Source organism: Ruegeria sp. BF10 (assembly GCF_056538725.1).
In genome coordinates, this window is sequence record NZ_JBQFTR010000001.1 from 948,645 (window position 1) to 973,634 (window position 24,990).

The 24,990-nt window shown below is 59.1% G+C and carries 32 protein-coding genes; 22 read left to right on the forward strand and 10 right to left on the reverse strand.

What is annotated here, in order from left to right:
- Positions 1-24: 24 nt before the first annotated feature.
- From ACR0DJ_RS04795 to rpsF, 6 genes are all read right to left on the reverse strand, one after another.
- Positions 25-879, reverse strand: coding sequence for an acyl-homoserine-lactone synthase (locus tag ACR0DJ_RS04795; protein WP_170343914.1), 855 nt, complete (start codon positions 877-879; stop codon positions 25-27).
- A gap of 107 nt (positions 880-986) precedes the next feature.
- Positions 987-1,688: an autoinducer binding domain-containing protein gene (locus ACR0DJ_RS04800; RefSeq protein WP_170343915.1), complete on the reverse strand. Its 702-nt coding sequence runs from the start codon at positions 1,686-1,688 to the stop codon at positions 987-989.
- 236 nt (positions 1,689-1,924) lie between these two features.
- Positions 1,925-2,410 (reverse strand): lytic transglycosylase domain-containing protein, encoded by a 486-nt coding sequence (locus tag ACR0DJ_RS04805; RefSeq protein WP_257598950.1) that lies wholly within the window; start codon positions 2,408-2,410, stop codon positions 1,925-1,927.
- A gap of 156 nt (positions 2,411-2,566) precedes the next feature.
- A complete protein-coding gene (gene rplI, locus ACR0DJ_RS04810) occupies positions 2,567-3,187 on the reverse strand; it encodes a 50S ribosomal protein L9 (protein ID WP_170343917.1) in 621 nt (206 codons plus the stop codon).
- A 12-nt stretch (positions 3,188-3,199) separates the two neighbouring features.
- Positions 3,200-3,427, reverse strand: coding sequence for a 30S ribosomal protein S18 (rpsR, locus tag ACR0DJ_RS04815; RefSeq protein WP_005608650.1), 228 nt, complete (start codon positions 3,425-3,427; stop codon positions 3,200-3,202).
- A gap of 28 nt (positions 3,428-3,455) precedes the next feature.
- Complete coding sequence (gene rpsF, locus ACR0DJ_RS04820; protein WP_170343918.1) at positions 3,456-3,809, reverse strand: 30S ribosomal protein S6; 354 nt, start codon at positions 3,807-3,809, stop codon at positions 3,456-3,458.
- Positions 3,810-4,092: 283 nt separating this feature from the next.
- On the opposite strand from rpsF, the gene ACR0DJ_RS04825 reads away from it, so the two are divergent.
- On the forward strand, positions 4,093-4,611 hold the full coding sequence (locus ACR0DJ_RS04825; RefSeq protein WP_117868609.1) for a hypothetical protein: 519 nt from the start codon (positions 4,093-4,095) through the stop codon (positions 4,609-4,611).
- Positions 4,612-4,736: 125 nt separating this feature from the next.
- A complete protein-coding gene (locus tag ACR0DJ_RS04830; protein ID WP_170343919.1) occupies positions 4,737-5,309 on the forward strand; it encodes a YceI family protein in 573 nt (190 codons plus the stop codon).
- A gap of 60 nt (positions 5,310-5,369) precedes the next feature.
- Here ACR0DJ_RS04830 and ACR0DJ_RS04835 read toward each other — a convergent pair whose 3' ends face one another.
- The gene (locus ACR0DJ_RS04835) at positions 5,370-6,596 is read right to left on the reverse strand and encodes a cytochrome b/b6 domain-containing protein (protein ID WP_480684058.1); all 1,227 of its coding nucleotides are present in this window, start codon (positions 6,594-6,596) and stop codon (positions 5,370-5,372) included.
- Between the two features lie 174 nt (positions 6,597-6,770).
- On the opposite strand from ACR0DJ_RS04835, the gene fabD reads away from it, so the two are divergent.
- From fabD to mltG, 7 genes are all read left to right on the forward strand, one after another.
- Positions 6,771-7,709 (forward strand): ACP S-malonyltransferase, encoded by a 939-nt coding sequence (fabD, locus tag ACR0DJ_RS04840; protein WP_170343921.1) that lies wholly within the window; start codon positions 6,771-6,773, stop codon positions 7,707-7,709.
- Positions 7,710-7,751: 42 nt separating this feature from the next.
- Positions 7,752-8,489: a 3-oxoacyl-[acyl-carrier-protein] reductase gene (fabG, locus tag ACR0DJ_RS04845; protein WP_170343922.1), complete on the forward strand. Its 738-nt coding sequence runs from the start codon at positions 7,752-7,754 to the stop codon at positions 8,487-8,489.
- A gap of 206 nt (positions 8,490-8,695) precedes the next feature.
- Positions 8,696-8,929: an acyl carrier protein gene (locus tag ACR0DJ_RS04850; protein WP_008756330.1), complete on the forward strand. Its 234-nt coding sequence runs from the start codon at positions 8,696-8,698 to the stop codon at positions 8,927-8,929.
- A gap of 138 nt (positions 8,930-9,067) precedes the next feature.
- On the forward strand, positions 9,068-9,607 hold the full coding sequence (locus tag ACR0DJ_RS04855) for a GNAT family N-acetyltransferase (protein WP_170343923.1): 540 nt from the start codon (positions 9,068-9,070) through the stop codon (positions 9,605-9,607).
- Between the two features lie 123 nt (positions 9,608-9,730).
- Positions 9,731-10,474: a 1-(5-phosphoribosyl)-5-[(5-phosphoribosylamino)methylideneamino]imidazole-4-carboxamide isomerase gene (locus ACR0DJ_RS04860; RefSeq protein ID WP_170343924.1), complete on the forward strand. Its 744-nt coding sequence runs from the start codon at positions 9,731-9,733 to the stop codon at positions 10,472-10,474.
- Positions 10,475-10,658: 184 nt separating this feature from the next.
- A complete protein-coding gene (gene fabF, locus ACR0DJ_RS04865; protein WP_170343925.1) occupies positions 10,659-11,924 on the forward strand; it encodes a beta-ketoacyl-ACP synthase II in 1,266 nt (421 codons plus the stop codon).
- Complete coding sequence (mltG, locus tag ACR0DJ_RS04870) at positions 11,925-13,082, forward strand: endolytic transglycosylase MltG (RefSeq protein ID WP_480684059.1); 1,158 nt, start codon at positions 11,925-11,927, stop codon at positions 13,080-13,082. It abuts the gene before it with no gap.
- An 84-nt stretch (positions 13,083-13,166) separates the two neighbouring features.
- Here the strand turns inward: mltG and ACR0DJ_RS04875 are convergent, their stop codons facing one another.
- Together ACR0DJ_RS04875 and ACR0DJ_RS04880 are read right to left on the reverse strand one after the other, a co-directional pair.
- A complete protein-coding gene (locus ACR0DJ_RS04875) occupies positions 13,167-14,432 on the reverse strand; it encodes a DEAD/DEAH box helicase (RefSeq protein WP_480684061.1) in 1,266 nt (421 codons plus the stop codon).
- Between the two features lie 326 nt (positions 14,433-14,758).
- The gene (locus tag ACR0DJ_RS04880; protein WP_480684062.1) at positions 14,759-15,295 is read right to left on the reverse strand and encodes a winged helix-turn-helix transcriptional regulator; all 537 of its coding nucleotides are present in this window, start codon (positions 15,293-15,295) and stop codon (positions 14,759-14,761) included.
- Positions 15,296-15,334: 39 nt separating this feature from the next.
- Here ACR0DJ_RS04880 and ACR0DJ_RS04885 point away from each other — a divergent pair, with 39 nt between their 5' ends.
- The gene (locus tag ACR0DJ_RS04885) at positions 15,335-15,712 is read left to right on the forward strand and encodes a VOC family protein (RefSeq protein WP_425078455.1); all 378 of its coding nucleotides are present in this window, start codon (positions 15,335-15,337) and stop codon (positions 15,710-15,712) included.
- Positions 15,713-16,233: 521 nt separating this feature from the next.
- Complete coding sequence (locus ACR0DJ_RS04890) at positions 16,234-17,535, forward strand: DNA-packaging protein (protein ID WP_480684759.1); 1,302 nt, start codon at positions 16,234-16,236, stop codon at positions 17,533-17,535.
- 19 nt (positions 17,536-17,554) lie between these two features.
- Here ACR0DJ_RS04890 and ACR0DJ_RS04895 read toward each other — a convergent pair whose 3' ends face one another.
- Positions 17,555-18,523, reverse strand: a complete 969-nt coding sequence (locus tag ACR0DJ_RS04895) for a cation efflux transmembrane domain-containing protein (RefSeq protein WP_480684064.1) — start codon at positions 18,521-18,523, stop codon at positions 17,555-17,557.
- 179 nt (positions 18,524-18,702) lie between these two features.
- Between ACR0DJ_RS04895 and ACR0DJ_RS04900 the strand changes: the two genes are divergently transcribed.
- From ACR0DJ_RS04900 to ACR0DJ_RS04950, 11 genes are all read left to right on the forward strand, one after another.
- On the forward strand, positions 18,703-19,863 hold the full coding sequence (locus tag ACR0DJ_RS04900; RefSeq protein ID WP_170343931.1) for a phage portal protein: 1,161 nt from the start codon (positions 18,703-18,705) through the stop codon (positions 19,861-19,863).
- Positions 19,856-20,074 (forward strand): GTA head formation protein, RCAP_rcc01685 family, encoded by a 219-nt coding sequence (locus ACR0DJ_RS04905; protein ID WP_152458319.1) that lies wholly within the window; start codon positions 19,856-19,858, stop codon positions 20,072-20,074. Before ACR0DJ_RS04900 ends, ACR0DJ_RS04905 begins: the two co-directional genes overlap by 8 nt.
- A gap of 14 nt (positions 20,075-20,088) precedes the next feature.
- On the forward strand, positions 20,089-20,646 hold the full coding sequence (locus ACR0DJ_RS04910) for an HK97 family phage prohead protease (RefSeq protein ID WP_480684760.1): 558 nt from the start codon (positions 20,089-20,091) through the stop codon (positions 20,644-20,646).
- Positions 20,647-20,680: 34 nt separating this feature from the next.
- Entirely contained in the window at positions 20,681-21,859 is a 1,179-nt protein-coding gene (locus tag ACR0DJ_RS04915) for a phage major capsid protein (protein WP_480684066.1), read from the forward strand.
- 170 nt (positions 21,860-22,029) lie between these two features.
- Complete coding sequence (locus tag ACR0DJ_RS04920; RefSeq protein WP_480684068.1) at positions 22,030-22,629, forward strand: head-tail connector protein; 600 nt, start codon at positions 22,030-22,032, stop codon at positions 22,627-22,629.
- The gene (locus ACR0DJ_RS04925) at positions 22,626-22,964 is read left to right on the forward strand and encodes a phage head closure protein (protein WP_170343935.1); all 339 of its coding nucleotides are present in this window, start codon (positions 22,626-22,628) and stop codon (positions 22,962-22,964) included. The genes ACR0DJ_RS04920 and ACR0DJ_RS04925 overlap by 4 nt, the downstream gene beginning before the upstream one ends.
- Complete coding sequence (locus ACR0DJ_RS04930) at positions 22,961-23,374, forward strand: DUF3168 domain-containing protein (protein WP_480684069.1); 414 nt, start codon at positions 22,961-22,963, stop codon at positions 23,372-23,374. Before ACR0DJ_RS04925 ends, ACR0DJ_RS04930 begins: the two co-directional genes overlap by 4 nt.
- 20 nt (positions 23,375-23,394) lie before the next feature.
- On the forward strand, positions 23,395-23,808 hold the full coding sequence (locus tag ACR0DJ_RS04935; RefSeq protein ID WP_170343937.1) for a phage major tail protein, TP901-1 family: 414 nt from the start codon (positions 23,395-23,397) through the stop codon (positions 23,806-23,808).
- 4 nt (positions 23,809-23,812) lie between these two features.
- The gene (locus tag ACR0DJ_RS04940; RefSeq protein ID WP_170343938.1) at positions 23,813-24,133 is read left to right on the forward strand and encodes a gene transfer agent family protein; all 321 of its coding nucleotides are present in this window, start codon (positions 23,813-23,815) and stop codon (positions 24,131-24,133) included.
- A complete protein-coding gene (locus tag ACR0DJ_RS04945; protein WP_170343939.1) occupies positions 24,130-24,339 on the forward strand; it encodes a rcc01693 family protein in 210 nt (69 codons plus the stop codon). The genes ACR0DJ_RS04940 and ACR0DJ_RS04945 overlap by 4 nt, the downstream gene beginning before the upstream one ends.
- A complete protein-coding gene (locus ACR0DJ_RS04950) occupies positions 24,326-24,988 on the forward strand; it encodes a phage tail tape measure protein (RefSeq protein ID WP_171204954.1) in 663 nt (220 codons plus the stop codon). Before ACR0DJ_RS04945 ends, ACR0DJ_RS04950 begins: the two co-directional genes overlap by 14 nt.
- Positions 24,989-24,990: the final 2 nt, after the last annotated feature.

Here is a 24,990-nt window from a genome sequence, read left to right on the forward strand (position 1 = left end):
TTTTGTATCTATGAGGTGAGGGGGTCAGGCCTCATGAGCAAAAGCACGGGGGGTTTCCAAAAGAGCGGTTCTTTGCTCGGGCGTGAACGTATCCGTGAGCGCTTCGATCAGCTTGAGGACGTCCTGCCGTTCAGCTTCCGTTTTTGCAGCGCTCATCTGTTCCACAAAGTATTTCTCTAGATCGGTGAGTGGTTTGTGATCCTGGTTCGCCGGGTTCTTGGCCGCGGCATTCTTCGCGGCAAACAGGGCCAGCGCCTCTTCGTCGTCCATGAAGACGTCGTTGTGAATGTCCGCGAATTCACGCAGACCGGCGATACGTTCTTCGGTGCAGTCCAACAAAGCGGCCAATGCGTGAACTTTGCCCATTGGAACCGTCTTGCCGACGTAGTCATAAGGCGCGCAATTCGAACGCTTCAGCACCCGATCCATGACCGGATCGATCACGGTGATGATGTCCTGAATACCTGCGTTCTTCGCATATTCCAGAGATCCGATCATCAATTCGCAAGTGGCGTAGGAGACCGAGTTCTTTTCCTTGCCACGCGTGAGGCGTTGGGTGTCTACGCAGAAACGGGTGGATTCCCACATGGTTGCGCTGCGAAGAGGTGCTTCGCCGCAAAGAATGGCGGAAAAGACATCCGACAACATGTGAGGTCCGGTGGTCTGGAGGGCACGCACGGCTGCGACGACATTCCCCTCATCGTCGAGTCCGATTACATATGCCGGGTCCAGTTGATCGAACTCGTCGATTTCTTTTCCGTCTTGAATGTTGACGTCCCATCCCAGGCGTCCCCCAAATACACGTGCTCTCAACTCGAACATTTCGTCAAGAACTTCGCTGAACAAATGTCTGTTCAGGCCATCTACCACGATGATCATTTCTTCCCCCTTCGAGTGGTTGTTCGGTAACTTAGACGTTACCGGACACAGGGGATTTTTCTATTGGGGGTTTCCCGTATTTTGGCGAAATTTGGCGATTTTTTTGTTTAACTTGGGGTAATAAGCCCAATTGCGATCGCCCGGCCAACGGCCTGAGGGGTGGTCAGCGCACTAAGCTTTTCTCGGCTGGAACGCAAGTGCACTTCTACGGTTCGGTGCGAAATTGACAAAATATCGCCGATATCCTGCTGCGATTTCCCCGCCGCGACCCACTGCAAAATCTCTGTCTCACGTCTGGAGAGCGTTGGATGATACAGCGCGCTGGTCAATTCGTCTGATGAAACCACGTTGTCATGGATGTGCACTGCCATCGACTGCAAGTCACTGATGACATGCGTGTAAAGCTTGCGCCATTCCTCTTTGCTGCAATCGCGCGTTGCGCTCAGCAGGCCGATATCCCCGTAGGGACCGCGCACGGGAATTGTAACGCCTTGGTTCGGCAATCCAAAATCATGGGCATCCCGGAATACACGTTGGAAGTCGGGGCTGCGCTCCAAGCGACTCCAGTCCACTGGCGCAATGCTGCGGCGGGCCATATGGATGGTCGGGTCGATCATGATCAGACCCTGGTTTGTGTAGTGTTCATTCCAGGCGTCGTCATATGTCACGAATCCTGCTACCGTACCGGCCGCAGGGTTCATGCCAGCATATGCAGCATGATCCATATCATGCTTCTCACAGATTTGCCTTAGAAATTCGGTGTATCGAACTTCTGAATCCGGCAGAGTGCTCAGATCGACAATTTCCATGTGGCGCCTACTAGCTGCGGCCCATCTTACAGCCCGATGGTGTCGTCGAGCATGCATATAACACAGAGTGGAACCCGTTTACCTCACCGGGTCAGAACACCACACTTTCCTAAACATGACAAGGCGAGGTACTAATTGTCTGCGCAATTCCAATTATTGAGACACTCAATAGAACATTTTTGTCACTATTCGGCAAAAAGTGCTAATTTCACGCGGTTTTCTGACGCTAATCACCGTCATTTGGCGGGTTTCAACCCAGTTTCCACCAGCAATCCGCGCGCTTTGGCTTCGGGGTAAAAACCCTTGGCATAAAGAAATATGGCCCGATCCTGGTTGCCATCAGACAGAAGCCAGGCACCGCGAAGGTATTTCCCGGCAAATTCAAGATTGGTGTCGGCGTCCAACAGGCCTTCGGCGTTTCCGGTGTATCCCATGGATCGCGCGGTGGCCGGAAGGATTTGCAGCAGCCCATAATAAGGTCGGTTGACCGCCCAGGGGCGATGTGTGCTTTCGCGAATGGCAAGCTTGTGAACAAGCTCTCGCGGAAGCTGGTAGTGGTCGGCCCATTTGTTGATCGACGCGCGAAGTTCCGGCGTTTCGTTCGGATAGAGCGGAGGATTGAATTGTTGTGTCCCCGCCTTGGATACTTCTCCTGCACCGCAGGCAACCAACGGGGCTGTCAGTAAGAGTGCCAAGAGATTGCGACGGTTGAACAGGGGCATTGGTTTCTCCGGAGTTTCGAGTGGCAATGATATGGTCTGGGTATTTGGCTGCAAGATTGTGGATGGAGTTGGGCTGAAATTCGCTGGTTTGGCTCGGCGACAAGAAAAAAGGCCGCGCTGAAGCACGGCCTTTGTTTTGTTCGAAACCTTGCCGGATCAGGCTTTGGCTTCGTCTTCCTCGGCAGGAGCGGCTTCCGGGGCCAGCTCTTCGTCCTCGGACGCGGCCGAGCCGATGTCGTCGAACAGTTCAGCGATCTCGAATTCAGCGGCTGCTTCTTCTTCTGCGGCCAGTTCCTGGATCGATTTGCCCGAGGCCTGAAGTTCGGCTTCTTCTTCCGAACGCGCCACGTTCATCTTGATTTCAACTTCGACTTCGGGGTGCAGCTTGACTGCAACCGAGTGCAGGCCCAGTTCCTTGATCGGATTGATCAGGATAACCTGCTTTTTGTCGACGGTGAATCCGGCTTCGGTTGCAGCGTCTGCGGCGTCACGCGGGGTGACCGAGCCGTACAGAGCGCCAGCATCCGATGCCGAGCGAATCACGATGAACTGCTGTCCGTCCAGCTTTTCAGCCAGTGCTTCAGCTTCTTTCTTGGTTTCCAGGTTGCGTGCCTCAAGCTGCGCTTTCTGGGCTTCGAACGACGCGATGTTGGCGTCCGAGGCGCTCAGGGCTTTGCCCTGGGGCAGCAGGAAGTTGCGGGCGTATCCGGGTTTGACGTCAACGACGTCGCCCATCTGACCCAGTTTCGCAACGCGTTCCAGAAGGATAACTTGCATGTCAGTCTCTCCTTACTTCACGGCGTAGGGCAGCAGGGCGAGGAAGCGGGCGCGCTTGATAGCACGGGCCAGTTCACGCTGCTTTTTCGCCGAAACGGCGGTGATGCGCGAGGGCACGATCTTGCCGCGCTCAGAGATGTAGCGCTGTAGCAGACGGGTGTCCTTGTAGTCGATTTTCGGCGCGTTCTCACCCGAGAACGGGCAGACCTTGCGGCGGCGGAAAAATGGTTTTGCGGCCATGGTTTAGTGTCCTTTCCTCAGGCGGTGATCAACGACGCTCGCGGCGGTCGCCACGTTCGTCACGCTTCTGCATCTGAACCGACGGGCCGTCTTCGTGACCGTCAACCTTGATGGTCAGAACGCGCATGACGTCATCATGCAGGCGCATCAGGCGTTCCATTTCCTGAACCGCACCCGAGGGCGCATCGGTCTTCATAAAGGCATAGTGGCCCTTGCGGTTCTTGTTGATCTTGTAGGCCATCGTCTTGACGCCCCAATACTCGCTGTCGACAAGCTTGCCGCCGTTGTCAGCCAGTACGGTGCCGAAATGTTCGACGAGGCTTTCCGCCTGCGCGTTGGACAGATCCTGACGCGCGATCATTACATGCTCATACAGTGGCATGTGCACTCCTGTTTATGTCAAGGCGCATTTCATAGGCGGGGCCATCCGGTCCTTCGCGACCCTGCCACGAGAGGCTGCGCGATTCATTTGATTGCGAAGGATGGCCCCGTATACACGTTTGAACCGCAGGAGCAAGCCCCGCCACATATGCCTTTGAGACGCCGCCCAATTTCCTTTGGGGTGCCCAAATGCTGACGCTTTTCGGCTCAAAGTTGTTTTGCATACCGGACGTTACCCGGACCAAACAGAAATTCGACAGTAACCTGATAAAGGGTGAAGTGTTATGACCGCGACAAATACAAACACATACCGGGAAGAGGCGGCAAGCTCGCGCTTTGAGCATTCGGTGCCGGTAATGATTGCCTTCGCGCCAAACTGGAAGGCCCGTTTGATCCTGGCACGGTTGGTCGGAGCGTTCCTGATCTTTTCCGCGTTTTCGATGTGGCTGATGCCGGGTTCGATCGTGGGTGCAGATGTCTGGCCGATCAAGATGGTGGCCTCGATGCTGTTTCTGATCGTCGGTGTCAGTTTGCTGACGATCGAAGTTCTTGATCAGCGCCCGGATGCCTATTTTGATCCGATCCGCCGCGAAGTCCGTGTTCTGCAAAAGAACGAAGACGGGCGCCCTCAGACAGTGCTGCGCCGCAGCTATGAATCGCTGGGTGGTGCGCGTTTTGAAGAAAACGAAGTTCACCTGTTCGATGTGGATGGAAGCCTTTTGATGAAGCTGCCCCTTGAATCGGCGGATGTCAGCCGAGCGTTGAAGGGACAATTGAGCAAGAGCGTAACAATTTTCGGCTGAACTTTATTCTGTTCAAAAAGGAACAGATGTTGTGACTCGAAAAAGGTTGTGTGCCGCCGATAGGCGGCACATCTTGTTTGTGAGCAACCCAGACGGTTTGCATTCACAAAAACGCGGAGATTGTTATGAAATCCACCCTTCTTGCTGCTGCACTGGCCGTATCGGCGACCACGGCATTCGCCAGCGCCGAGAAATACGTGCTGGACCCGAGCCACAGCCAGGTTGTCTTCAGCTATGACCACCTGGGCTTTTCAACCACAACCGGCATGTTCTCGGGCTTTGAGGGCGAGATCATGTTTGACCAGGAAAATCCCGCCGCCTCCAGCGTGAGCGTATCGATGCCGGTACTGGAAATGTTCACCGGCTGGAAGCCGCGTGAAGATCACTTCATGACCGAAGATTTCTTTGGTGCGACCGAGGGCGATCTGATTACCTTTACCTCGACTGGTATCGAAGTGACCGGTGAAAACACTGCCAATATCACCGGCGACCTGACCATGAACGGCGTGACCAAATCTGTTGTTCTGGACGCCAAACTGAACAAGGTTGACACCCACCCGATGGCAAACAAGCCATGGGCCGGTTTCAACGCCACCACGACCCTTGTCCGTAGTGAATTTGATCTGGGCCAGTTCGCACCGTTTGTAAGTGACGAAGTGCAGGTGCAGATCTCGGTCGAAGCGCAAAAAGCCGAATAAGCGCGAGGCGACGAACAGGAAAACCGCCGGTGACAGGATCACCGGCGGTTTTTTTTGCCATTACTGACCGCGGGACGCAGCGAGTTCCACAGCGACTGTGACGGAGAAGCCGAGCGAATCTTCGGTGGGTTGCGATGCGCCTATGCCGAAATCCAACCTGTTCAGATCAACCGAGCCTGTCATGGTCGCGGTGTTGTCCTGAAGCTCCAGTGAAAACGGGAGTATGATATCGATCGTCTTGTCGCGGATTGTCAGCGGTCCGCGTGCCTCATATCCGCTTTCGGTTTTGAAAAGGTCAGCCGTGAATTGGGCCGTCGGAAACTGGGCGTTGTCGAAGAAATCCGTCCCCATGGCCTGTTCGGTTACGGTTCCGAGGCTGAGAGATCCTATTGCAATCGTGACGTCGACGGCCCCGGCCGGGCCGGGGTCAGTAGGCTCGTCAAAAGCAATTGCTGCCGTCCAGTCGGAGAACGAGCCGGTGACCGGGCTGCCCAATTGCGAGATCGTAATGGACAAGGTGCCGTTCTGAACCTGCCAGTCTGATTGCACCTCGGCCAGTTGGACGTCGGCGTCATCATCGTCGGCCTCACGCGCAAATTCGCCAGAGACCCAGCCGCCGGTGATGACAAGCGCCCAAACGGCCACCGCAGCGACGGCGGGGACCAGGGAATGATGCTGGCGTGGAGGTTCCGGTGCGTCCGCCCCACCCGGCAACATCCTGCGCAACGTGCTGTCCTTGTCTATGACATGATGCTTCAATGCCCCGGCAACATGCAGGACCAACGCGCCGACGAGCGTCCACATGAACAGCCAATGCAGGACACCTGTCACCTCGGCCACAATGGTCGATTTTGGTACGAAAGGCAGGTTTTGGCCGAAGGGCCAGAGGATCGGAGCAAAGCCTTCGGTTGCGGCGTGGTGCACCCAACCGGTCAGTGGCACAAGCACCAGTGACCCGTAGAGAAGCCAGTGGACAGTTTCGGCGGCGAAAGCCTCGGGCTTGTTGTCGGCATTCAACAGGCCGGGCTTGGTTTGCGTGAAAGCCCACACTATCCGAGCCAAAGCAACGAAGAACACGGTGACGCCCACGGTCTTGTGCAATGAGAACATGCGCGCCGCGCGTGCGATTTCGGCCTCGCTTGGGGCTGTGGGGGCATGCAATACGGCGTGGGCCAGGTTGTCCGCAATCCAGCCGAGCGGCAGGGCCGTGAAGATCAACAACGCGGTGAGCCAGTGAAACGTCTTTGCGACACTTCCGTAGCTTGAGAAGGAATTGGTCGAGGCCATGGGTGCAACGCTCCGGGATTCTGTGCTGCGCTCAAGTTAAGGTTATCGGAGGTCGACACAAGTAAGTGCTTGTGCACAGCCAAGGTGCCAGAATGCAGAACACAGGCAGAGCTTGTGCCAGACGATCAGTCAGTTTACACCCCGCCGCAACCTGACATCATCCATGAGGTTGCAATGACACTCGCGTTCGTTTTTCCGGGGCAGGGCGCCCAGACCATCGGTATGGGCAAAGCACTGGCCGATGCCTATCCGGCGGCGCAGGCCGTCTTCGATGAGGTGGACGAGGCGCTGGGAGAGAAGCTGAGCCACGTGATCTGGGAAGGCGACATCGCCGACTTGACGCTGACTCAGAATGCCCAGCCGGCTCTTATGGCGACATCCATGGCGGCAATGCGTGCGCTGGAAGCCGAAGGCGTTTCGGTTGGTCAGGCGGCTTTCGTGGCAGGTCATTCCTTGGGTGAATACTCGGCCCTTGCAGCTGCGGGGGCTTTGTCGGTTGCGGACACCGCGCGCCTGCTGCGCACTCGCGGTCTGGCGATGCAAAGTGCCGTACCGGTCGGCGAGGGCGCAATGGCGGCCATTCTTGGATTGGATCTGGAGGCGGTGCGCGCCGTTGCTGAAGAAGCCGCGCAGGGGCAGGTCTGTCAGGCTGCCAATGACAACGATCCAACCCAGGTCGTTGTGTCCGGTTCCAAGGCTGCTGTCGAGCGTGCCGCCGAGATTGCCAAGGAAAAAGGTGCAAAACGTGCCGTCATGTTGCCTGTAAGTGCTCCATTTCACTGTGCGCTGATGCAACCTGCGGCAGATGTCATGGCGGAAGCGCTTGCTGCCGTCGAGATAAAGGCGCCTTCCGTGCCTTTGGTAGCCAATGTGCGCGCCGAAGCCGTCAGTGATCCGGATCTGATCCGCCAGTTGCTGGTGGAACAGGTGACGGGGTCGGTTCGCTGGCGTGAAAGCGTGCAGTTCATGGCGGCGCAAGGCGTGACCGAGACATGGGAAATCGGTGCTGGCAAAGCGCTGTCCGGCATGATCCGCAAGATCGATCGTGCCATTTCGGGCAAGGCCGTGGGCACCCCGGAAGATGTTCAAAAGGCCGTTCAGGCCGAATCGTAAGCTCAAAACGCGTCGTGGCCGACGCACCAAGAGGAAAACCGAATGTTTGATTTGACAGGTAAGAATGCGCTGATCACCGGTGCTTCGGGCGGTATCGGAGGCGACATTGCACGTGCGTTGCACGGTGCTGGCGCAGCAGTCGGATTGTCCGGTACACGGGTCGAGCCATTGCAGGCTCTGGCAGATGAACTGGGCGAACGCGCGCATGTGTTGCCTTGCAATCTGAGCGATCCGGAGGCCGTCGAAGCGTTGCCAAAGCAAGCGATCGAAGCGATGGGATCGGTGGACATCCTCGTGAACAACGCCGGTATCACGCGCGATAACCTGTTCATGCGCATGTCTGATGAGGAATGGCAGAGCGTGATAGACGTGAACATGACCTCGACCATGAAACTGTGCAAAGGCGTGATCCGGGGCATGATGAAGTCACGCTGGGGCCGGATCGTGAATGTCTCGTCCGTGGTGGCCGTAATCGGTAATCCGGGGCAGGCGAACTATGCGGCGTCAAAAGCCGGAATGATAGGGTTTTCCAAGGCTTTGGCGCACGAAGTGGCAACGCGCGGAATTACCGTGAACGCCGTGGCGCCGGGTTTCATCACGACTGCAATGACCGAAAAGCTGACCGAGGAACAGAAAAAGGGTCTGTTGTTGAAGGTTCCGGCGGGCCGCATGGGTGATCCCGAAGAAATTGCAGCGGCTGTTCTGTACCTTGCCAGTCCCGAAGCGGGCTATGTTACCGGAAGCACCTTGCATGTGAACGGTGGTATGGCCATGTTGTGATCGCCACAGGGGCAGCGCGAAAGCGTTTGCCTCTTGCGTCGACTATGCTATAGGCGGCGCATCTATGCGGGGCCGGTTGTTCAGGTCGGCCTTCGACTTCCCGGTTCGCCGGGACCCAAACCGCCCGAAACGGGCAAATCAAAGCCAACCCGTGCGGGCAAGGGCAGAATCGGGCAGACCGCCCTGTAAAGGAATGAGGAATAGACATGAGCGACGTCGCAGATCGCGTTAAGAAGATCGTTGTTGAGCACCTGGGTGTTGAAGAAGATAAAGTCGCGGAAAACGCGTCCTTCATCGATGATCTGGGCGCAGACAGCCTGGACACCGTTGAACTGGTCATGGCCTTCGAAGAAGAGTTCGGCATCGAAATCCCCGATGACGCAGCCGAGACCATCCAGACCTTCGGCGACGCGGTCAAATTCATCAGCGAAGCGTCCTAAGCGTTTCCTTCTGATCAAAAGCGGCGCTTCCGGGCAACGGAGGCGCCGTTTTTTTGTGCCCGCTCAAAATTCATGCTTGCGCGTTTATATTCGGATACGCACTGTTTCCATTGAGGCAAAATTCAAAGTGGACAGGGCATGATAAGATCCACTCCCATGATAAATACCGCGCGTTTGACGCTGTGTGCCATGCGCCCGGAGGACTTTGACCGGTTCGCCGAGATCTGGAGAGATCCGTGCGTCGTTCAGCATGTTGGCGGCTCACCCCGATCGCGCGGAGAAGCATGGGATTCCTTTTTGCGCAATGCCGGGCATTGGCAGATGGCCGGGTTTGGACAATGGGGTGTGCTGCAACAATCGAATCGAAAGCTGATCGGACAGGCCGGTTTCTTTTACGGAAACCGTCAGATGGGCGAGGATTTCGACGGCTTTCCCGAGGCGGGCTGGGTTCTGGCGCCCGAGGCGCAGGGGCAGGGCCTGGGGTATGAGGCGGCCAAGGCAGCGCATGACTGGTTTGACCGGGTGATTCCCGGGCCATTGGTTGCGATGGTGAATGCGTCCAACGCCTCGTCGCAGAAACTTGCCAAAAAGCTGGGCTATGTATTGATGCGGGAAGGGGTGTATAATGAAACCCCGGTGCATTTGCTTCGGCGCAATGGGCCACCAGCGCTGGCGTGAATCCGCCACCTCGACACTATGCCGCAAAATGGCCAAACTGTGCCGATCCCAGTGATATTGGGAGGGCATTCCAGGTGTATGCTTCCGGGGATTTTCAGAGCGATTGAGCGGAGGACCGAGCTCATGAGGATATACCCCACTATGGAATTGCAGAACGGCCGGTGTGTCACATTGGACAAAGGTCGTTTGGACAACGCCATGATTTGGCATGTAAACCCGGTCGAAACGGCGCGAAGCTGGGCCGAAGCGGGTGCCGAATGGATGCACCTGACCGATTTCGACGCGATCGAGGGCAAAGATACCAACGTCGAATTGATTGAAGAGATTATCCGCGCGGCCGAAATCCCGGTTCAGTTGGCAGGTGGTATGCGGACCCGCGAACAGGTCGAACGCTGGATCGACAAGGGCGTCGGTCGCGTTGTGATCGGGACGCTGGCAGCGCGCGAGCCGAAACTGGTCAAGGAGTTGGCCACGCTCTACCCGGATCAAATCGTGCTGTCGGTCGATGTCTGGCAAGGTTTTGTAATGACGGATGGCTGGCGCAGCCAAAGCGTATTCACGCCCGAAGCGTTTATCGACGCATTCGAAGGGGCGCCGTTTGCTGCTATCGTGGTGACGGATATCGACAGCGATATGGAGGACGTCGAGGCTCAGCTTGGCCTGATCTCGGGGCTTGCCAGCCATTCGCGCACCCCGGTGATAGCAAGCGGTGTTGTGCGTACCGCGGATGACATCTCGCGGCTGGCATATATTCCCAATATCTCGGGTGCGATCGTGGGACGTGCACTGTTTCGCAAGACACTTGACCTGACCGATGCACTGGAAATGGCGAAAACGGCGCATGAGCCGGTGGCACAGTTCCAATAAACGCGCTTCGCCCTTTCAATCGAATCCGAGAAAGGGCGGGCACCTGTTTCCGTAACCCAAAAGCGGTACTGCTTCGGTTGCCCGGCGGCGGGAAGCCCGCCTGAAATCGCCGTTGCTCTTGCCCCCGCACCCCGGGCCGGGGTAAGAGCGGTTCTCATAACAGGAAGCAGGCAAGAGGCACTTCATGCGCAGAGTCGTTGTAACCGGTCTTGGATTGGTCACTCCTTTGGCCAGCGGGGTCGAGGAAACCTGGTCGCGGCTGCTGGACGGAGAGTCCGGCGCTGGTCCCATCACGCATTTTGATGCGGAAGGCAGTGGTGTCACCACGACCTACGCCTGCGAGGTCCCCCGCGGGGACGGAACCAACGGGACCTTCAATCCCGATGACTGGATGCCGCCGAAAGAGCAGCGCAAGATTGAGGACTTTATCCTGTATTCCATCGCAGCCGCGGAAATGGCCTGCAAAGATGCGAACTGGTTGCCGGAAGATGAAGAGGACCGGCTGCGAACAGGGGTTCTGATCGGTTCCGGCATCGGGGGGTTGGGTTCGATCGCGAATACCGCCAATCTGATCCGCGACAAGGGCCCGCGTCGGGTTTCACCGTTCTTTATTCCGGGTGCTCTGATCAACCTTGCATCAGGTCAGGTGTCGATCCGGCACGGCTTCAAGGGGCCGAACCATTCGGTCGTGACGGCGTGTTCGACCGGTGCCCATGCCATCGGCGACGCCAGCCGCATCATTCGCGCAGGGGACGCAGACGTCATGGTCGCAGGTGGCGGTGAAGGCTGCATCTGCGAGATCGGCATCGCCGGGTTCAACGCATGCAAGGCGTTGTCGACCAAATATGCCGATAACCCCAAAGCGGCCAGCCGACCCTATGACGTGGACCGCGACGGGTTCGTCATGGGCGAAGGTGCGGGCATTGTCATTCTGGAAGAGTATGAACACGCGAAGGCCCGCGGTGCGAAGATCTACGCCGAGGTGCTGGGCTATGGCATGTCGGGTGACGCGTATCACATCACGGCACCGTCCGAGGATGGTGACGGGGCAGAACGCTCGATGCGGGCGGCGCTGCGCAGTGCGGGGCTGGAGCCGAAAGATCTGGACTATATCAACGCCCATGGCACCTCGACCATGGCGGATACGATCGAGCTGGGCGCGGTTGAGCGTTTGCTGGGTGACCACGCCGCGAACGCCACCATGACGTCGACCAAATCGGCAACCGGTCACTTGCTTGGTGCTGCGGGCGCGATCGAGGCAATCTTCTCGATTCTGGCGATCCGTGATCAGGTAGCCCCGCCGACGATCAACCTGGACAACCCTGCGGTAGAGACACCGATTGATCTGGCCCCGAACGCAAAACGCGAGCGTGAGATCAATGTGGCCTTGTCGAATTCGTTCGGGTTTGGCGGCACCAATGCCAGCGTGATCTTCGGAAAGGCCAGCTAAATGTGGCGGGCCATTGCTTCGAACGCGCTGACCATTCTGGTGGTCGGCCTGTTCCTGATGGGCGGACTGATCCTTTGGGGGCAGAGCCAGTACAAGGCCGAGGGCCCGCTTGAAACCGCAATCTGCCTTCAGGTCAGAAGCGGATCGAACATGACACGTGTCAGTCAACAACTGGAAGAGCAGGGCGCGATCAGCAGTGCCACGATCTTTCGGATGGCTGCGGACTACACGGATCGGGCGCAGCAGTTGAAAGCAGGCAGCTTTCTGGTACGGGAAGGTGCGTCGATGGAGCAGATCATCGACGAGATCACCAGCAGCGGTGCCAGCACCTGTGGATCCGAGATTGAGTATCGTATCGGTGTGACGCGTGCTCAGACCCGTGTGCGCGAGTTGAACCCGGCGACCTTGGATTTCGTAGAAATCGCGTCGTTTGATCCCTCGGAAGAAGAGGTGCCTGAGGCTTATACCGAGAAACGCAACGAGGCGGACACCCGTTACCGCGTATCACTGGCCGAAGGTGTGACCTCGTGGCAGGTGGTCGAGGCGTTGAAGGCGTTCGACGCTTTGACAGGTGAGGTGACCGAGATCCCGGCCGAAGGGATGCTGGCGCCGGACAGTTACGATGTTGTGGCGGGCCAGGACCGTAACGACATTTTGCAGGCGATGCAGGACAAGCAACAATTGCGGATCAATGCCGTTTGGGAAAGCCGTCAGGACGGGTTGCCGCTGCAAAGTCCCGAAGAAATGCTGATCCTTGCGTCGATCATCGAAAAGGAAACCGGAGTTCCGGAAGAACGCGGGCAAGTGGCCAGTGTTTTTGTGAACCGGCTGAAACAGGGGATGCGGTTGCAGACGGACCCGACCGTCATCTATGGCGTTACCAAAGGGCAAGGCACGTTGGGGCGCGGGCTGCGCCGCAGCGAGCTGAACCGACCAACGCCGTGGAATACCTATCAGATAGACGGTTTGCCGCCGACGCCGATTGCCAATCCGGGCCTGGCCAGCCTAAAAGCTGCTGTTGCGCCGGATGACACGGATTTCGTGTTCTTTGTTGCCGATGGCACGGGCGGTCATGCATTTGCCGAAACCTTGCAGGAACACAATCGCAATGTCGCCAAATGGCGCCAGATTGAGGCAGAGCGGAATTCGGGAAATTGATCTGAACGAAATCTGTTTTCGTTCATCGTGTTGCGCCAACGCCGGTCATTGAACCGGCGTTGGCTTTTTTGTGCCGTTCCGACCTTACGCCGCCGGACGTTTGCCGCGTGGGCGTCGCCGCTTGTTTGCCGCGGGTTTTCCTTCCCCGTAGGCGGGTTTGGGTTTGAACCCCCGGCGGCGGTTGTTCGGGCGGCGCGCCGGTTTTTCAGGTTGCACAGCTTCGGGCATCGAGCCACTGGCAACTGGGATTTCGATCTTCATCAGCTTTTGGATCTGGCGCAGCAGATCAACTTCTTCCGCGGAACAGAAGGCGATGGCTTCGCCTTCGCGCCCTGCGCGGGCGGTGCGCCCGATACGGTGGACGTAGTTGTCAGGCACCTCGGGCAGATCGAAGTTGATCACGTAGGCGACGCCCGGAATGTCGATGCCTCGGGCCGCAACGTCGGTGGCCACTAGAATGTTGATTTCACCCGCGCGGAACGCCTTGATCGCGCGATCGCGCTGACCCTGGCTTTTGTTGCCGTGGATGGATGCGGCGTTGTAGCCGTCTGCTACCAGGCCCTTCATCAGCCGTTCTGCACCATGTTTGGTGCGCGTAAAGACCAGTGTCAGGGCATCCACATCTTTCGAAAGGATTTCACGCAGCTTGATTGGTTTTCCGGGTTTGGAAACGAAGTGCAACGACTGCGTAATCTTGTCGGCCGCTTTGCCCGGAGGCGAGACCTGCACCCGCTGCGGGTTGGTCAGGTAGGCGCGGCTGAGCTCTTCCATCTGCTTCGGCATGGTGGCCGAAAACAGCATGGTCTGGCGTGGAGTGCCCAGTGCCGGCGCGATTTTACGCAACGCATGGATAAAGCCAAGGTCGAGCATCTGGTCAGCTTCGTCCAGCACCAGATGGCGGACCGCTCCGAGATTTACTGCACCACGTTCCATCAAGTCTATCAGGCGACCCGGTGTGGCGACCAGAATATCAGTGCCACGAGAGAGGAACATTATCTGCTTGTTGATCGACTGGCCGCCTACAACGGTGGCCACGCGCAGCTTGGTGCCCTTCGTCAGGGTGCGGAGGCTGTCGGCGATCTGGTTCACGAGTTCGCGGGTGGGCGCCAGGATCAGCGCCTTGGAGGTTTTCGGGTCGGGCTTGCCGGGTTGGGCCAGAAGGTGATCGATCAGTGGCAGGCCGAAAGCCAATGTCTTTCCGGTGCCGGTTTGCGCCAGTCCCAGAATGTCGTGACCATTCAGAGCAAGCGGAATCGCCTGGTTCTGGATCGGTGTGGGTTGAGTGAAATTGGCGCGTTTGAGTGCCTCGTTCAGTGCCGGGGCAAGGCCCAGCATATCAAAGTCGAACAAATAACTATCCTTTACAGCCCGGAGCGTTGGCCCGCGGACAGGTCATGACAGGTCGCGCGTTGGCGACCGGCAGGGGTTGTGCGAGACCTCGGAACGAGCAGGTGCATCCTGCGCCATCCGGCCGTCGCGTCAAGAACCCTGCGTGATGGGGAACTGGAATGATGAGTTGGCGCTGTGGGGCGGACGAGGTCCGCTCGGGCTCACGCATCAGCGCTGTGATGTGGGGCACATGAGGGTTTCGCAATGGAATGTCAAGCACTGGTAAGTCTTCTGGTGGTCTTCTGAGTTGAAAGAGGCACTGTTCGCGGCACCGGACTGCCATTGAATTAGTGCGTTAAACCAACGGCCCTGTTGATCGCCATTCCAGTATTCACGGCTTGATAGGTTGGAAATGGCATCCTCTCGGCTGTGTAAATGTCGCGTCGGATCCAGTTTTGTGCTTCCAACTGGTGAAGGGATGAGGACAGCGCCCGATCTGTAATAACCGCAAGACCTGATTTGATGGCCGAGAAACGATGCGGGGTGCCTGCCAACGCCAGAACTGGCACAGTCCATGATTTTCGTAGAAGTTTGATTTCATCCTCAGAGCGGGCGGTAGTAATTATCTTGCTGGCGACCGTGGCGGCCTGGGTTCCGAATGGCGTAAGTCGAAATTCTGGACGTAAAGGGTGCCCATGGCCGGGATTTCTTTCGATCATTCCAAGTTCAATAAGATGAGAAAGGCTGGCTGCAAAGGCCGTTCGGCTAGCGTTGGTCGCTGCCAAAAGCGGGGCTTGTCGGCCCGGAGCTTTGGCGTGCAGCAGGGCAAGAATTTTCAGGGACCAAGCCCGCGATGTCAGCTTGACAAGTGTATTGATGTCCATAAAGTATAGTAGCTATATTTTAGATAAAAAGGAAGCCTCATGCCGCTCGTTTCATTGAAAAACACTATCACACTTGCGATGTCGGTGCGGGATCGACATGCCAGCGCGGAATGGTACGCTGCCAAGCTGGGATTTAAGCTTATCCACCACATTGATGAAGCAGGATGGAGCGAAATGCTGACGAATGTCGACGGAGTCACTTTGGGGCTGGGCGAACAGGCCGAAGCCTCTCCGGGGAATTGCGTGCCTGTCTTCGAAGTCGCGGATATCGTGGATGCGCGCAGAAAGTTGGAGGCGGCTGGAGTGGAATTTGACGGCGAAACGGACACGATTGAGGGGATGGTCAGCACGGCCACGTTCTATGATCCGGACAGGAATGCGCTAATGCTGGCGCAGGATTTGACAGGCCAGGGCTGAGAGCATCAGGTAAAGGAATACTCAACACAGCGGTCGCCCTGCGTTGCGCTCGTGTTGCGTAACTTATTGACATTACGTGCGTAATTCCGTACTAATTATGCCATGCTAGAAGAAGTGGGCAACGGCCCCGGGGCGACCCGGTGGCCGTTTTTTGCTTCTCTCGTGCGGAGAAAACTCACGCATGAGGTCACAGGCAAACATGACTTTGATTACCCCGGAAGAGCGGATTTCCCAGACGGCTGAATTGTTGCAGTCGCTTGAGAGGTCCATTCGCGATCTGCGGCAAGCGGCGGAAGACCTGCGCAAACAGATCGGAGCCGGGGAGGATGCAGATCTTGCTGGTTCAGCCAAGCAACTCGGGCAGTTAGAGGGGCTGATCCGAAGTTGTCAGAAAGTGGAGACAAGCTTTGTCGAACAACATCACAGACAAGCCGGAATTGCACAAGGTGGGTACGCGCTCGACCTTGACCGAGCTCGGTTTGAAGTCGGGTGCAGGCTGGCTCGCCTCCGCGCCTGTTGCGGTGCAGAACAGATTTCTGAGTGAGATCGGGGAGGGAGGGCTGTGTGCCCTCCCTTTCCTGTTCGAATTCTGGGCGCTGCCGCATCAGTTGCCGCCCGAGGGCGACTGGCGGTCCTGGGTGATCATGGGCGGGCGCGGTGCGGGCAAGACGCGCGCCGGGGCCGAGTGGGTGCGACAGATGGTCGAGGGGTCTTTGCCGTTGGATCGTGGTGAGGCCTGTCGGGTGGCCTTGGTGGGTGAGACATTCGATCAGGTGCGCGATGTGATGATCTTTGGCGACAGCGGGATATTGCAATGCTCGCCCCCGGATCGTCGGCCGCAGTGGAAGGCATCAGAGCGCAAGCTGGTCTGGCCCAACGGGGCTGAGGCGCAGGCCTTTTCAGCGCATGACCCCGAGGGGCTGCGCGGCCCGCAATTCGATGCGGCCTGGGTGGATGAGCTGGCCAAGTGGAAGAAAGCGGGTGAGACCTGGGACATGCTGCAATTTGCGTTGCGGCTGGGCGAGCGGCCTCGGGTCTGTGTGACCACGACACCGCGTAACGTGAAGGTTTTGAAGGATTTGCTGGCGTCGCCCTCCACGGTGCAGACCCATGCGCCGACCGAGGCGAACCGGGCCAATCTGGCGGACTCGTTTCTGGAAGAGGTGCGCGCGCGTTATGCGGGCACGCGGCTGGGGCGGCAGGAGTTGGACGGGGTGCTGCTGTCGGATGCCGAGGGGGCGCTGTGGACGGGGTCCATGCTGGAAGCGGCGCGCTGTGCGCAGGTGCCCGATCTTGATCGGGTCGTTGTGGCGCTGGACCCGGCGGTGACGTCCGGTTCAGGCGCGGATGCTTGCGGGATCGTGGTGGTTGGCGCGCAGGTGCAGGGGCCGCCCGAGGCGTGGCGGGCCTATGTGCTGGCCGACCGCACGGTGCAGGGCGTGGGTCCTGCGGGCTGGGCGCAGGCGGCGATTGACGCGATGGATGAGTTCGGGGCCGAGCGGCTGGTGGCCGAGGTCAATCAGGGCGGGCAACTGGTGGAAGAGGTCGTGCGGCAGGTAGACCCTCTGGTCCCTTATCGGGCGGTGCGGGCGTCACGCGGTAAGGTGGCGCGGGCCGAGCCTGTGGCGGCTTTGTACGAGCAGGGGCGGGTGGCGCATGTCTCCGGGCTAGACGCGCTGGAGGAGCAGATGTGCCAGATGACCGCGCGCGGGTTTGAGGGGCAGGGCTCGCCCGACCGGGTCGACGCGCTGGTCTGGGCGCTGCATGAGTTGGTTGTGGGGCCTGCTGGGGTGTTTAGAAGGCCGAGGGTGCGGGCTTTGTGAGCCCATTGCGGCAAACACATCAAGCGCTTTGGGCAGGGGCGAGTTCATCTGGCCATCGTCTGGGATGTTCAGAGACAATCAGCAAAACGTCAGCCCCGGCCAATACGGTTCGAACATCGCGTATCAAATCCAGGTTGAGGCGGTCGATTTCGTGCGCGAGAACGGAACGACATGGGTCGTAGTAAACAGTCACTAAATGGGAACGGCCCAGTTTGGTAACAGACAGATCCCGGATCCGCCCGCCATCTTCAATGAGAGTTGCACGTACTGCGCGGCGCGCGGTCGCGATAGTGGCAGGGCTGGCGCTTAACCCTGCAAGCTCGCCCAATCCGCCTTTGAATTCACGGATATAAGCCCCGAGGGCCAGCAGGCAAAGCAGTAGGACAATCACTGAGTCCCCGATCGGAGCGATCAAAGCAAGTGGTCCTTCCCTGAAAAAGTAGATGGCAGCCAGGCCGATGCCTGCCGCCGCAGTGATCATCCCGTCAAAAAGCGCCGCTTTGGCCTCCAGTCGCAGGATTGAGCTGTTTCGACCGATGCGTCGCCAGGTGAAATGATGAAAGGCCCAGAGCAAGGTGCAGGTCAGCCCAATCCCTGAGAAATAGAGGATCATTGGCGCAAAGCTCAATGGTTCGGGGGGCAGGCCGTTCAGATAGTTGTAGATGCTTTTGAGGGCGCTGGTGATCGCAAACAAAACAAGACCCAACAAGGATAGAGAGCGGAGTGTTGAAAAGATGGCTTCGTCTGCGGCATAGCCGAACGGTCTTAACTTGTCGGGTCCGGCATCAATTCGTTGGCTGATCCTTCGGCCGAGAACGGCTGAAGTAAAACCGATCAGTGAGAACAGTCCGTCCACCATGATCGCGTTCGAATTCGACAGAATGCTGGCCAGGATTCCTGCGGCACCCATGAAGAGATTTCCTCCCATTGCTACCACGAGTGCGCGGCTTTCCAGTCGTTTTCTGATGGCCAACTCTGGCTGGGTCATTCGATCGGTCCCGCTTTGCTTTCAGTACTTCTACCAATAGCCATCCATTCGGAATTGGCCACCCACTTTGGTTGTTCGTGTTGCCCACCCCCCGTACGCCCCATTCCCGAGGCTTAAACTTCTTTCCGTCATAACTCCTTTCAACAAGCCGGGCAGAGCGGCGGCAGAAAGGAGCACAGATGGTATTCGATTTCTTGCGTCGTGGATCGGCTGAAGCGGCGCCCGAGGCAAAGGCAAGCGCGGCGGGGCCGGTGGTGGCGTGGCAGACGGGCGGGCGCGTGGCCTGGAGCCCCAGGGACGCGGTGTCGCTGACGCGGACGGGATTTTCGGGGAACCCGGTGGGGTTTCGTTCGGTCAAGCTGATTGCCGAGGCGGCGGCGGCTCTGCCGTTGGTGTTGCAGGATCAGGCGCAGCGGTTTGATACGCATCCGATCCTGTCCCTGATGCGCCGTCCGAATGCGGCGCAGGGGCAAGCGGAGTTGATGGAGGCCTTGTTCGGGCAATTGCTGCTGTCGGGCAATGCCTATGTCGAGGCGGTTCAGGCCGACGAAGGCCTGCCGGTCGAGCTGCACGTGCTGCGATCTGATCGGATGAGCGTGGTGCCGGGGGCGGATGGGTGGCCCAAGGCGTATGACTATGCGGTTGGCGGCAAGAAGCATAGGTTTGCGGCGGAAAACATCTGCCATATCAAATCGTTCCACCCTCAGGATGACCATTACGGGTTCTCGCCGATGCAGGCGGCGGCGATGGCGATTGATGTGCATAACAGCGCGTCTCGTTGGTCGAAGTCGCTGCTGGACAATGCGGCGCGGCCTTCGGGGGCGCTGGTGTGGAAAGGCGATGGCCACGGGGTGATGGCCGAAGATCAGTTCCGGCGTCTGTCAGACGAGATCGAGCAGAACTATCGCGGGGCGCGCAATGCAGGCCGTCCGATGGTTCTGGAAGGGGGGCTGGATTGGAAGCCGATGGGGTTCTCTCCGTCCGATATGGAGTTTCAAAAGACCAAGGAAGCCGCCGCCCGCGAGATCGCGCTGGCCTTCGGCGTCCCGCCGATGCTGCTGGGGATACAAGGCGACGCGACCTATTCGAACTATCAGGAGGCCAACCGGGCGTTCTATCGCCTGACTGTTCTGCCTCTGGTGACGCGGGTGGCGGCGGCGGTGTCGGACTGGCTGGCGGGCTTTACCGGCGAGGAGCTGGTGTTGAAGCCTGACCTGGATCAGGTGCCTGCGCTGTCCGCAGAACGGGATGCGCAATGGGCGCGGGTCAATGGGGCCGACTTCCTGACCGATGCCGAGAAGCGTGCCTTGCTGGGCCTGCCGGAGCGCGCGGATGGGTGAGGGGTATCCCTCGTTCGAGTGCGCGCCAGGTCTGCGTCTGGCCGCGCATGAGCGGGTGGCCGAGATCCAGCATGCACATCTGTGCCGGCGTCTGGATCAGATCGAAGAGATGATGGAGCGGCTGGAGCGCCGGCTGTGGCTGACAGTCTATGGCGTGGCGGCGGTGATCCTGGCGCAGGCGTTTCAATCTCTCTTGGTGGTGGCGCCATGAGTTCAATGGGTTGCATGGAGAAGTTCATGGATTTGGAACATAAGTTCGCACGGTTCGGCGACGGTTTGTCGGTTACGGACGATGCGGTAATCGAGGGCTATGCGAGCCTGTTTGGGCAGGTCGATCAGGGCAGTGACGTGGTCCAGCGTGGGGCGTATCAAAGCTCGCTTGACGGGCTGAAGGCGGCCGGTCAGCGGGTCAAGATGCTGTGGCAGCACGATCCGACCCAGCCCATCGGCGTGTGGGACGAGGTGCGCGAGGACGAGCGCGGCCTGTGGGTCAAGGGGCGGTTGCTGGAAAGCACCCAGAAGGGCCGCGAAGCGGCAGAATTGATCCGGGCGGGTGCGATGGATGGTCTGTCGATCGGTTATCGCACCAAGCGGGCCGTGAAGAATGACAAGGGCCAGCGGGTCCTGACCGAACTGGAGCTGTGGGAGGTGTCATTGGTGACCTTCCCGATGCTGCCCAGTGCGCGGGTGGCGGCGAAGGGAAGGACACCTGACGCCGAGGAAGCCCTGCGCTGTATTGCCGACGTATTCAACGATGCCCGGCAGGAGCTGGCGCGGAACTAGCGCGCCTCAAAACCACTCAGAACAGGACATGCTGATGAGCAAGACCGAAACCCCGGCCTTGACCGGAGAGGGTGCGCCCCTGGTTCAGGAGGTGAAGCAGGCGATGGCTGGCTTCGTGAATGAACTCAAGGGCCTGAAAGCCGAAGTTAACACAAAACTGCAACAGACAGAAGAGCGACTGACCATGCTGGATCGTAAATCAACAATCGCGGCACGCCCGCATCTTGCGGCTTCGATCGAAGACGGAGCCCCGCATCAGAAGGCATTTGACGCTTATGTGCGGTCCGGCGAAGATGACGGGCTGCGCGGCCTCGAGATGGAGGCCAAGTCCCTGTCCACCGCGGTCAACAGCGATGGTGGCTATCTGGTTGATCCGCAGACCGCCGAGACGATCAAGTCGGTTTTGAACTCGACGGCCTCGATCCGTTCGATTGCATCGGTTGTGAATGTCGAGGCAAATTCGTTCGACGTGCTGATCGATCACACCGATGTAGGTGCGGGCTGGGCGGACGAAAACTCGGCCACGGCGGAAACCGGAACGCCGTCGATCGATCGCATCTCGATCCCGCTGCACGAGCTGAGCGCGCTGCCCAAAGCGTCGCAGCGTCTGCTGGATGACAGCGCCTTCGATGTCGAGGGCTGGCTGGCCGGGCGTATTGCCGACAAGTTTGCACGCGCCGAGGCGGCGGCATTCATCAACGGCGATGGCGTCGACAAGCCCAAGGGGTTGATGATCCACCGCGCGGTTCCGAATGATGGCTGGTCCTGGGGCAGCCTTGGTTATGTCGCGACCGGTATTGATGCGGGTATTGATGCGGATGCGATTGTCGATGTGGTTTATGCGCTGGGCGCGCAATACCGGGTCAACGGGACCTTCGTGATGAATTCGAAGACCGCAGGTGTGATCCGCAAGTTGAAGGACAGTGATGGCCGCTTCCTGTGGTCCGATGGTCGGGCCGCAGGTGAGCCGGCGCGTCTGATGGGCTATCCGGTTCTGATCGCCGAGGACATGCCGGATGTAGCAACCGACAGTTTCTCGATTGCCTTTGGTGACTTCCAGGCCGGTTACACCATTGCCGAGCGTCCTGATTTGCGCGTGCTGCGCGATCCGTTCAGCGCCAAGCCACATGTCCTGTTCTATGCGACCAAACGCGTCGGCGGCGATGTCAGCGATTTTGCTGCGATCAAGCTGTTGAAATTCGGCACCGCCTAACGCGGGCTGAATCCGGGGGGCCCTGGCCCCTCGGACGGCGGGCGCGGGCCGGAGTGAGATCCTCTGCGTTGTCTAGCTGCTCCCCTCCGTCCGAGCAACGTGGGGCGGCGCGTGCCCGCCAATTTCCAAAGATGGGGCCCTGGAGGGGTCCGAGATTGCGGAGTGAGTGGATGATGTTGATCGAAGAGACCGCCATCGCGGATGCGGCGCTGCCGGTGGATCAGTTCAAGGCGCATCTGAGGTTGGGCACGGGCTTTGCCGAGGATGATGTGCAGAATGAAGTGTTGAAGGGGTTCCTGCGGGCCGCCATTGCGGCGATCGAGGCGCGCACTGGCACGGTTCTGATCACACGGGATTTCTCGTGGAGTTTGAACAGGTGGCGCGACCCGTCGGGCGAAGTGCTGCCTGTGGCCCCGGTGGTTTCAGTTCAGGCTGTGACGCTGACTGACAAGCAAGGAGCCGAAACAGTTGCAAACGCTGCGACCTATCGGCTGGAGCATGACAGCCAGCGGCCCCGGATACGCCCAATAGGATCCAGCCTGCCTGCCATCGAAACGGGTGGTTCCGTAAAGATCTCGTTTGTCGCGGGGATGGCGCAGGATTGGGGCGGGCTGCCTGCCGATCTTGGGCAAGCCGTGCTGCTGCTGGCGGCGCATTACTATGAATACCGGGATGAAACCTCGTTGGGCGCGGGTTGTATGCCCTTTGGTGTCACCAGCCTGATCCAGCGCTATCGCATGGTGCGTTTCGGGGCGGGGGTATCGCAATGAACACGCCGCATCTGAACCGTAAATTGGTGCTGGAGGCGCCAATGCGAACTGCTGATGGGGCGGGGGGCTATACCCAAACATGGGCTGCGATGGGGACACTGTGGGCCGAGGTGACGGCGCGCAGTGGGGCGGAACGGCAGATCGCCGGAGCGTCCGTGTCGCGTGTCGGGTACCGCATCGTGGTACGCGGTGCGCCCATGGGTTCTTCGATGCGCCCCGCGCCGGATCAGCGGTTTCGCGAGGGAAATCGCTGTTTCGTAATCCGCGCCGTGGCCGAGCGTGACCCGCGCGGCAAGTTCCTGACCTGTTTCGCAGATGAAGAGGTGGCGGCATGAGCTATGGCGTTTCCGCCGCATTGCAGGCGGCCGTGTATCAACAGCTTGCAGCGGACGCAGCAGTCAGCAGCCAATCGGGGGGCGCGATCTATGATGCCGTACCCGCGGGAACCGTGCCGCAGACCTATGTGACGCTGGGCCCCGAAGAGGTGCGTGACGCGTCGGACCGAACAGGCACGGGCGCGATACACCGCTTCACCGTTTCGGTGGTGTCCCAGGAGGCAGGGTTCGGTGCTGCCAAAACACTGGCCGGCGCGGTGTGTGACGCGCTGGAAAACGCGCCACTCAACCTGGTTCGCGGGCGTTTGGTGGGGCTGTGGTTCGAGCGGGCCTCGGCCCGACGCACCGGGACCGGCGGCACCATCCGCCAGATCGACCTGAAGTTCCGCGCTCGCGTGGAAGATGACTAAGCAATCAACGGAGAGAGCACATGGCTGCCCAGAACGGAAAAGACCTGTTGGTCAAAATGGATATGAACGGTACCGGCCTGTTCCAGACCATCGCGGGGCTGCGGGCCACGCGCATAAGTTTCAATGCTGAAAGTGTGGATGTCACCAGTCTGGAAAGCCAGGGTGGATGGCGCGAGCTTTTGTCCGGGGCGGGGGTCAAATCGGCTTCGATCTCTGGCTCTGGCGTGTTCAAGGATGCCGGCACGGATGAGCGTGCGCGGCAGTTGTTCTTTGATGGCGAAACTCCGGCTTTTCAGGTCATCATCCCTGATTTCGGGATTGTTGAAGGTCCGTTCCAGGTGACCAGCATCGAATATGCGGGCTCGCACAACGGTGAGGCGACCTATGAGATGAGCATGGCCAGTGCCGGTGCTCTGACCTTTACGGCGCTTTGATCCGATGGCCAATCCGTGGACAGGCGAGGTGGCGCTGACCATCGATGGCGAGCAGCGGGTGCTCAAACTGACGCTGGGTGCTTTGGCGGAGCTGGAGCAGGAGCTGAATGCTGGGTCGCTGGTTGAGCTGGTGCAGCGGTTCGAGGGCGGTGCGTATTCCAGTGCGGATGTTCTGGCGCTGATCGTTGCCGGTTTGCGGGGCGGTGGCTGGAACATTGCCCGGGCCGACCTGATGCATGCCGAGATTGAAGGCGGCCCCATGGCTGCCGCCAGAACCGCAGCCGAATTGTTGGCGCGCGCCTTCATGGTGCCGGAGGGCACATGAGCGGGTTCGACTGGCCTGCCCTTATGCGGGCCGGGTTTCTGGGGCTGCGACTGACGCCGGATCAATTCTGGCGTCTGACCCCGGCAGAGCTGCGGCTGATGCTGGGGCAGGGGTCCGGAGCGTCTGCAATGAACCGGGCGGGGTTGGATGCCTTGCTGGCGGCTTATCCGGACAAGACACAAGGAGAGCGTGATGACAGATCGTGACGGGTTTGATGACCTGCAAGAACGAGGCGAAGCGCTGGGCGATTCCCTCGGCGATGCTGCGACTATGGCGGCGGCGTTTGACAGCCAGATGAAGCGCATCAGCGCCGCATTTGAAGAAACCGGCAAGGATGTCGCCACGCTGGAGCGCGGCATGTCCAGCGGATTGCGCAAGGCCTTCGATGGTGTCGTTCTGGATGGGATGAGTCTTTCCGGTGCGCTGGATGTCCTGAAGAACTCCTTGATCCAAACGGCTTATGCGGCCGCGATCAAGCCGGTGACGGACCACTTTGGCGGAATGCTGGCCAACACGGTCGGCGGGTTGGTGAAGGGAATTCTGCCTTTTGCTGATGGCGGCAGCTTCAGCCAGGGCCGGGTGATGCCCTTCGCCAATGGCGGTGTGGTCAGCGGCCCGACAACGTTTCCCATGCGCGGAGGCACCGGGCTGATGGGAGAAGCCGGGCCCGAGGCGATCATGCCGCTTGCGCGCGGGGCCGATGGCAAGCTGGGTGTGCGGACGCAGGGCGCTGGGCGTGCCGTGAATGTGGTGATGAACATTTCAACACCGGACGTGCAAGGGTTCCGCCGATCTCAGGGGCAGATAGCGGCCCAGATGAGCCGCGCGTTGGGGCGCGGCAATCGCAACAGATAAAT